The 7,154-nt window shown below is 71.8% G+C and carries 7 protein-coding genes; 3 read left to right on the top strand and 4 right to left on the bottom strand.

The genetic code is table 11. The features are described from left to right. A partial coding sequence (locus ETD96_RS37885) for an NAD(P)H-quinone dehydrogenase (protein ID WP_138641311.1) occupies window positions 1-1,326 on the top strand: 1,326 nt, incomplete at its 5' end. Between the two features lie 34 nt (window positions 1,327-1,360). On the opposite strand, the gene ETD96_RS37890 is transcribed toward ETD96_RS37885, so the two are convergent. Then, window positions 1,361-2,644: an ArsB/NhaD family transporter gene (locus ETD96_RS37890; protein ID WP_138641312.1), complete on the bottom strand. Its 1,284-nt coding sequence runs from the start codon at window positions 2,642-2,644 to the stop codon at window positions 1,361-1,363. 58 nt (window positions 2,645-2,702) lie between these two features. Then, window positions 2,703-3,125, bottom strand: coding sequence for a CBS domain-containing protein (locus ETD96_RS37895; RefSeq protein WP_240808516.1), 423 nt, complete (start codon window positions 3,123-3,125; stop codon window positions 2,703-2,705). A 341-nt stretch (window positions 3,126-3,466) separates the two neighbouring features. Between ETD96_RS37895 and ETD96_RS37900 the strand changes: the two genes are divergently transcribed. After that, entirely contained in the window at window positions 3,467-4,126 is a 660-nt protein-coding gene (locus ETD96_RS37900) for a response regulator (RefSeq protein WP_138641314.1), read from the top strand. 9 nt (window positions 4,127-4,135) lie between these two features. Here ETD96_RS37900 and ETD96_RS37905 read toward each other — a convergent pair whose 3' ends face one another. Beyond that, entirely contained in the window at window positions 4,136-5,119 is a 984-nt protein-coding gene (locus tag ETD96_RS37905; protein ID WP_138641315.1) for a HAMP domain-containing sensor histidine kinase, read from the bottom strand. A gap of 158 nt (window positions 5,120-5,277) precedes the next feature. Between ETD96_RS37905 and ETD96_RS37910 the strand changes: the two genes are divergently transcribed. Next, on the top strand, window positions 5,278-5,871 hold the full coding sequence (locus ETD96_RS37910) for an SPFH domain-containing protein (protein WP_138641316.1): 594 nt from the start codon (window positions 5,278-5,280) through the stop codon (window positions 5,869-5,871). Window positions 5,872-5,896: 25 nt separating this feature from the next. Here the strand turns inward: ETD96_RS37910 and ETD96_RS37915 are convergent. Beyond that, window positions 5,897-7,154: hypothetical protein (locus tag ETD96_RS37915; protein ID WP_138641317.1), on the bottom strand; the 1,258-nt coding region annotated here is incomplete at its 5' end.

The raw sequence follows: 7,154 nt of genomic DNA on the forward strand, positions 1-7,154 counted from the left end.
GCTCAGCTCGGCGCGGACGTGACCGTCATCGAACGGGACGGTCCCGGCGGCGCCTGCGTGCTCACCGACTGCGTGCCCTCCAAGACGCTCATCGCCACCTCGACCCGCATGGCGGTCATGTCGGAGTCGACGGGCCTCGGGCTGCGCTTCAACGGCGGCCCGGACGGCATCGTCGGCGCCCTGGAGGCCGACATGGCCGAGGTCAACAAGCGCGTGAAGGACCTCGCGCGGGCCCAGTCGTTCGACGTCGCCGAACGGCTCGCCTACGAGGAGGTGAAGATCGTCCGCGGTGAGGCGCGGCTGGTGGAGCCGCATGTCGTCGCGGTCGGCGACCGGCGCATCCGGGCCGACATCGTGCTCATCGCGACGGGCGCGACGCCGCGGGTGCTGCCCGGCGCGGAGCCGGACGGCGAGCGCATCCTGAACTGGCGCCAGCTCTACGACCTGCCGGAGCTCCCCGAGGACCTGATCGTCGTCGGGTCCGGTGTGACGGGCGCGGAGCTCGCGGGCGCGTACCTGTCGCTCGGGTCGAAGGTCACGCTGGTGTCCTCGCGCGACCGGATCCTCCCGACGGAGGACGCCGACGCCGCGTCCGTCCTGCAGGACGTGTTCCTGCGGCGCGGGATGAACGTCATGTCGCGGTCGCGGGCCGCGGGGGTGGAGCGCTCGGGCGAGGGCGTGATCGTCACCCTGGAGGACGGGACGAAGATCGAGGGCTCGCACTGCCTGATGACGGTCGGGATGGTCCCGAACACCACGGGGATCGGCCTGGAGGAGGTCGGCGTGCGCTGCGACGCGCGCGGCTTCGTCGAGGTCGACAAGGTGTCGCGGACGTCCGTCCCGCACATCTACGCGTCCGGGGACTGCACGGGCGTCCTCATGCTCGCGTCCGTCGCGGGCATGCAGGGCCGCATCGCGATGTGGCACGCGCTGGGGGAGGCGGTGCAGCCGCTCAAGCTCGGCTGGGTCGCGTCCAACATCTTCACCGACCCGGAGGTCGCGTCGGTCGGCGTGACGCAGCACATGGTCGATTCCGGTGACGTCAACGCCCGGACGGTCATGCTGCCGCTGTTCACCAACGCGCGCGCCAAGATGCAGGGCTTCGAGGACGGTTTCGTCAAGGTGTTCTGCCGCCCGTCCACGGGGATCGTGCTCGGCGGCGTCATCGTGGCGCCGCGCGCCAGCGAGCTGATCCTGGCCGTGTCGGTGGCCGTCCAGCAGCACCTGACCGTCGACCAGGTCGCCCAGACGTTCGCGGTGTACCCGTCGCTGTCGGGCAGCATCACCGAGGCGTCCCGGCGGCTGATGGCCGAGCACGCCTACTAGAGGACGTGCCCGGCCCCAGCCCGCGGCAGCCGCGCTAGAAGTAGCGCAGCGCCACGTACACCCACGCCATCAGCGTGCTCAGCACGGTGACGACGATGCCGTAGCGGGTGAACTGCCAGAAACTGATCGGGTTCCCGGTCCGGGCGGCGATGCCGATCGCGACGACGTTGGCGCTCGCCGCGACGGCGGTGCCGTTGCCGCCGAAGTCGGCGCCCAGCGCGAACGACCACCACAGCGCCTCGGCGGTCGTCGGGTCGGGGGCGCCCGCCGCCATCCCCTCCACGATCGGCGCCATCGTCGCCGCGTAGGGGATGTTGTCGAAGAACGCGCCGAGCACGGCGGACCCGAACAGCAGGCTGGTCGCGGCGGCGAAGTAGTTGTCGCCGACCGCGTCCGCGGCCCAGACGCCGATCCGCTCGATGACGCCGGTGTGCCCGAGGCCCGCCACCATCACGAACAGGCCGACGAAGAACACCAGGACGGGCCACTCGACCTCGTCCAGGACCTCCCCGACGTCGACCCGCGACACCAGCAGCATCACCCCGGCGCCGACGAGCGCGACGATCGACGGCTCCATGTGCACCACCGAGTGCAGCATGAACCCGACGATGACGAGCCCGAGCACCGCCAGGCACCGGACGAGCAGCGCCGGATCGGTGATCGCCTTGCGCTCGTCCAGCGACATCACCTCGGCGACGTACCGCTCGTCGTAGGTGAACGACTTGCGGAACAGCACCCGCGCCAGCAGCACGAACGCGATGAAGATGATCACCACGATCGGCGCCATGTGGACGAGGAAGTCGTTGAACGTCAGCCCCGCCCGGCTGGCGATGATGATGTTCGGCGGGTCCCCGATGAGGGTCGAGGCGCCGCCGATGTTGGACGCCAGCACCTCGGCGATGAGGTACGGGTGCGCCGGGATCCGCAGCCGGTTGCAGACCACCACCGTCACCGGCGCCACCAGCATGATCGTGGTGACGTTGTCCAGGAACGGGGAGGCGACCGCGGTGATCGCCATGAGCATCACCAGCAGCCGGTACGGCCGGCCCTTGGACCGTTTGGCCGCCCAGATCGCCAGGTAGTCGAACAGCCCGGTGCCCTTGATGACCCCGACGATGATCATCATGCCGAGCAGCAGGAAGATGACGTTCCAGTCGATCCCGTCGTGCTCGGAGAAGAAGACCCCGGCGCCGGGAGTGAGCCCCAGCACCGTCATGGCCCCGGCCGCGACGAGGACGACCTTGACCTTGTCGACCTTCTCCGTGGCGATGAAGAAGAACGCGACGACGAAGATGGCGAGCGCCGCCACCGCCGTCATCGCGGGTCCTCCGTCCGGAGGCCGCCGCGCGGCGGTGGGTCGGGGCGTTGCCGGAGGGTCAGTCGTCGGGCCGGCTGAGCGCCAGCGCCGACAGCAGCCGATCGAGGATCACCGCGCCGGTGAGCAGGCCGGCGTCGTCCACGACCGCCACGATGGGGCTGCGCTGCCGGGCCATGAGAGCGGCGAGTTCCAGCAGCGTCGCGGAGGATTTCACGATGAACGGGCGGGGAGTGGGCGTGCCGAGGCAGTCGCCCACTTTCCTGTCGCGGATCTCGTGCCAGAAGACGTCCGCGTGCGTCTCGTCCACGACCCGGGTCAGCGCCGGGTCCTCCTGGTAGGCGACGGGGACCGCCAGCCGCAGCACCTGCGTGCCGGGCAGGACGACCCGGGGGCGCTGCGCCTCGTCCACGACGATCAGTCCCGGCAGCCGGCCGAGCGCCATGACCTGTATCGCGTGCGCGATCGAGTCGTCCCGCGTCACGGTCGGCACCTTTATGGCGATGTCCCGCGCTTGCATTGCTTCCTTTCGGCTTCCGGAAAGCCTGGCTCTTCGGGTTGATAGATTCCTCCTTCTGACGCCGGGGGCGCTCCCTTCGCAGGACGGCCTCCGCGGCGCCTTGGGCGGGTGAAGGTGCCCGCCGGTCGTTCGGTGTGCCATGCGTCCGCCCCTTTCCGCGTACGGTGTCCAGTCTTTGTGCCGAGGGCCCCGCGCTTTATCGGGTCTGACCCCCATATCGGCGCCATGGAGCATGTATCTGCAGGTGGAGGAGAAGCTGCTCGCGGGGCCGCGCCTAGGATGGATCCGAGACCGGAGGTGATCGGGTGCACACTCGCGAGTCCGCCACCCGGATACTGCTGGCCGACGATCACGCGCTGGTGCGCCGCGGGCTGCGGCTGATCCTGGACGCCGAGCCCGACCTGACCGTGGTCGCGGAGGCGGCGGACGGGGCGGAGGCGATCGACGCGCTCGCCGCGGGCGGCGTCGACCTGGCGATCCTCGACATCGCGATGCCGCGGATGACGGGGCTGCAGGCCGCGCGGGAGATCTCCCGGCGCTTCCCCACCGTGCGGACGCTGATCCTGTCGATGTACGACAACGAGCAGTACCTGTTCGAGGCCCTGAAGGCGGGCGCGTCCGGGTACGTGCTGAAGTCCGTCGCCGACCGCGACCTGCTGCACGCGTGCCGCGCGGCGATGCGCGGCGAGCCGTTCCTGTACCCGGCGGCCGTGACGGCGCTGATACGCGAGTACCTCGGCCGGGAGCGGGACGGCGACGGCCCCGACAGCATCCTCACCCCGCGCGAGGAGGAGATCATCAAGCTGATCGCGGAGGGGTACTCGTCCAAGCAGATCGCGGAGACCCTCACGATCAGCGTGAAGACGGTCGACCGGCACCGCGCCAACATCCTCGGCAAGCTCGGCATGCGCGACCGGCTGGAACTGACCAAGTACGCGATCAGGGTCGGGCTCGTCGAGCCCTGACCCGCCGGCTCAGCCGGTCACCGCGGGCCGGGAGCCCTCCGGCGGCACCTCCAGCCGCACCTCCGTGCCGCCGCCGTTCGCCGGCCCGATCGTGAGCCGCGCCCCGATGAGCATTGCCCGCTCCCGCATGCCGTGGATGCCGGAGCCGACCTCGGTGGGCGGCCCCGAGCCGTCGTCGACGACGCGGAGGACGACGCTCCCGTCCTCCTCCTGCGTGAGCGACAGCTCGGCGTTGCGCGCGCCCGAATGGCGCCACACGTTCGTGAGGCCCTCCTGCGCGATGCGGTAGATCACCAGCTCGGCGTCCGGGCCGAGGCCCTCCAGCCCCGTCTGCACGCGGCGCGTCACCCGCGGGCCGCCGGTCCCGGAGAAGTCCCCGGCGAGCGCGGTGAGCGCGCTGGTCAGGCCGAGGTCGTCGAGGACGCCGGGACGCAGCCGCCGCGCCACGCGCCGCACCTCGTCCAGGCTGGACCGGACGACCTCCTGGACGCCCCGCAGCTCCTCCGCGACCTCCTCGGGCGCCCGGTCCACCACCGACTTCAGCTCCAGCAGCACCACGGTGAGGGACTGCCCGATCTCGTCGTGCAGCTCCTGCGCGATGCGGCGCCGCTCGGCCTCCTGCGCGTCCAGCACCACGGCGGTGCTGATGCTGCGGTCGGCCTCCAGCCGGTCCAGCATCGCGTTGAACTGGTCGACGAGGTGGAACAGGTCGCCGTTGCCGGTGGCGGAGAGCCGGTCGCGGGAGCGCAGCGAGTCCAGCCGCGCCATCAGCGCCGTGAGCCGCTCCAGCGGGGACAGGCTGGCGCGCAGCAGCAGCGCGTTCGCCGCCGTCATCACCACCAGCCCGACCACCAGGACGGGCAGCTCCCGCAGCAGGATCGGCGAGGATATGGTGACGGGCGCGACCGCCAGCAGGGCGGTGCCGATCGCGAAGATCAGCCCGTTGATGCCGAGGATGCGCCAGTACAGTGCCGAGGCGGGTGTCCTGCTCATGGGACCACGTCATCGCATGCGGCGCCCTTTTGTCCATGTGGGGCGGCACCCGTGCCGACCTGCATGTCCGTCCCCCTCTCTTATGGGCATCGGACCCGATGGCGGGCCCTCGCCCCATCGCCGACGGTGGAAGGTGAGAACAGGGGGGAGGAGGTCGGATGGTCCCGCTCGCCGCGCGAGAGAGCCCGCTGGCCCCGTCCACCGCGTTCCTGATCGTCCTCGGACTGGCGGTCGCCGTGGCCGCGCTCTCCGGGCTCCGGCGCGTCGGGTCGTGCGAACGGCTCGTCGTCCGGCGCTTCGGCAGGACGCGCGGGGTCCGCGGGCCCGGACTGCGCTACCTGCTGCCGCTCGCCGACAGCGGCGTGCGCGTCCCGGTGGGCCCGCGGCCGCACGACCTGTGGTTCCGGGCGATGACCAGGGACGGTGTGCCCGTGCGGCTCAAGGCGCACGCCCTGATGGGAGCCGACGACCCCGTCAGGTACGCCGCGGCCGCGGACACCTCGGGCACGCCGTCCTCCGCCGCGCAGGCGGTGACCGAGGTCGCGCTGCGCGGTCTGATAGCGGACCGGGACCTGGCGGACCTGCCGTCCCTGCTGGCGGGCGGGGACGACCCGGAGCTGGTCCGGCGCGTCGACGAGGCGGTCCGGCCATGGGGAGTGGCCGCGACCCTCGTCTCCATCACCGACGCGACGGTCCCGGTCCGCTCCGCCACAGGCAGGAGCGCCGCCGCCACCGGCGGCGCCGCGCGCTGATCGCTGCGGCCGGTGGCGGCGGCGGTCAGAAGCCGCCGAAGTCGCCACCGCCGCCGAAGTCGCCGCCGCCGAAGTCCCAGCCGCCGCCGATGTCGCCGCCGCCGTCGCCGAACCCGCCGTCCATGCCGCCGTAGCCCATGCCGCCGCCCATCATCGAGCCGAGCGCGGTACCGATCATCAGCCCGCCGAGCAGGTCGAACCCGCCGTAGCCGTAGTAGTAGCCGCCGGCGTAGGGCGCGTACGCGGGGCCGGCGTTCCAGTACGGCTCCCGCGCGCCCCGGTACGGGACCATCCGGATGTCGGGGTCGCCCCCGCGCAGGACGGCCTCCGCGTCGGCCTCGCACGCCGGGACGGAGCGGATGCTGCCGCCGGGCGGCGCCCACATGACGTCCCGCACGGACGGGCCGTGCTGCGGGTTGAAGAAGCAGGGCGCGCGCCGCTCGGGCACCGGGTCTCCGGCCAGCCGGGCGCGGGTGGCGGTCATGTAGTAGCGGCCGTCCTCCAGCGCCGTCGTCACCGACGACATGTCCTGCGGTCTGGCCGCGCGCTCCGTCGCCGCCTTCGCCTGGTCGTAGGAGTTCATGGCGTGCTCGTAGTCGGCGCGGATCGCCGGGTCGAGGCCCTTGTCCATGACGTTGAGGTCGAGGCGGGCGATGTCCTCGCCGAGCAGGGTGACGTCCTCCTGGACGCCCTGCTTGAGGTCCTGCATCTCACTGGCCTCGCGGGCCAGGCGCCGCTTGCGGGCGCCGAGGAACACGACCGTCGCCACCCCCACCACGAGCACCACCAGGCCGAGGGCGACGTATCCGATGAGCGCGCTGGACCGGGCGTTCTGGTCGACCTTCGTCTCCGCGCGGTTCCCGAAGTCGACCAGCCGCTGCTTGAGCGGCATGCCGTTCGTGCGGGTGACGATCTGGTTGATCTCGCGGGCGTCCAGCTTCTGGGAGATCGCCGCCATGCGGCTGCCGTCGGCGGTGACGGCGACGAACGTCCCGCCCTTGCCGACCCGCTGCGCGACGGCCGGGAGCAGCTGCCTGACCTGGCTCGCGGTCGCGTTGTTGCTGATCACCATGGCGCGGACGTCGGCGTCGTGGTCCCCGGCGAGGGACTGCTTGATCTGGTTCTGGTCGGCCGCCGACAGCACGTTCCCGGCCTCGCTCGTCACGTAGAGGCGGGAGTTGATGAGGCCGTTCGCGATCTGCCCGACCGTGTCGGCCCGGAGCTGCGCGGGCTGGGCGGCCTGCGGGTGGACGACCTGGGCGGTCTGGGCGGTCTGGGCGGTC

The sequence above is a fragment of the Actinomadura geliboluensis genome (assembly GCF_005889745.1).
GTDB lineage: Bacteria > Actinomycetota > Actinomycetes > Streptosporangiales > Streptosporangiaceae > Spirillospora > Spirillospora geliboluensis.

Excerpts from the sequence above, each read along its gene's own strand:
- ETD96_RS37890 (WP_138641312.1), bottom strand. The coding sequence starts at position 2,644 with ATGACGGCGGTGGCGGCGCTCGCCATCTTCGTCGTCGCGTTCTTCTTC.
- ETD96_RS37905 (WP_138641315.1), bottom strand. The coding sequence starts at position 5,119 with ATGAGCAGGACACCCGCCTCGGCACTGTACTGGCGCATCCTCGGCATC.
- ETD96_RS37910 (WP_138641316.1), top strand. The coding sequence starts at position 5,278 with ATGGTCCCGCTCGCCGCGCGAGAGAGCCCGCTGGCCCCGTCCACCGCG.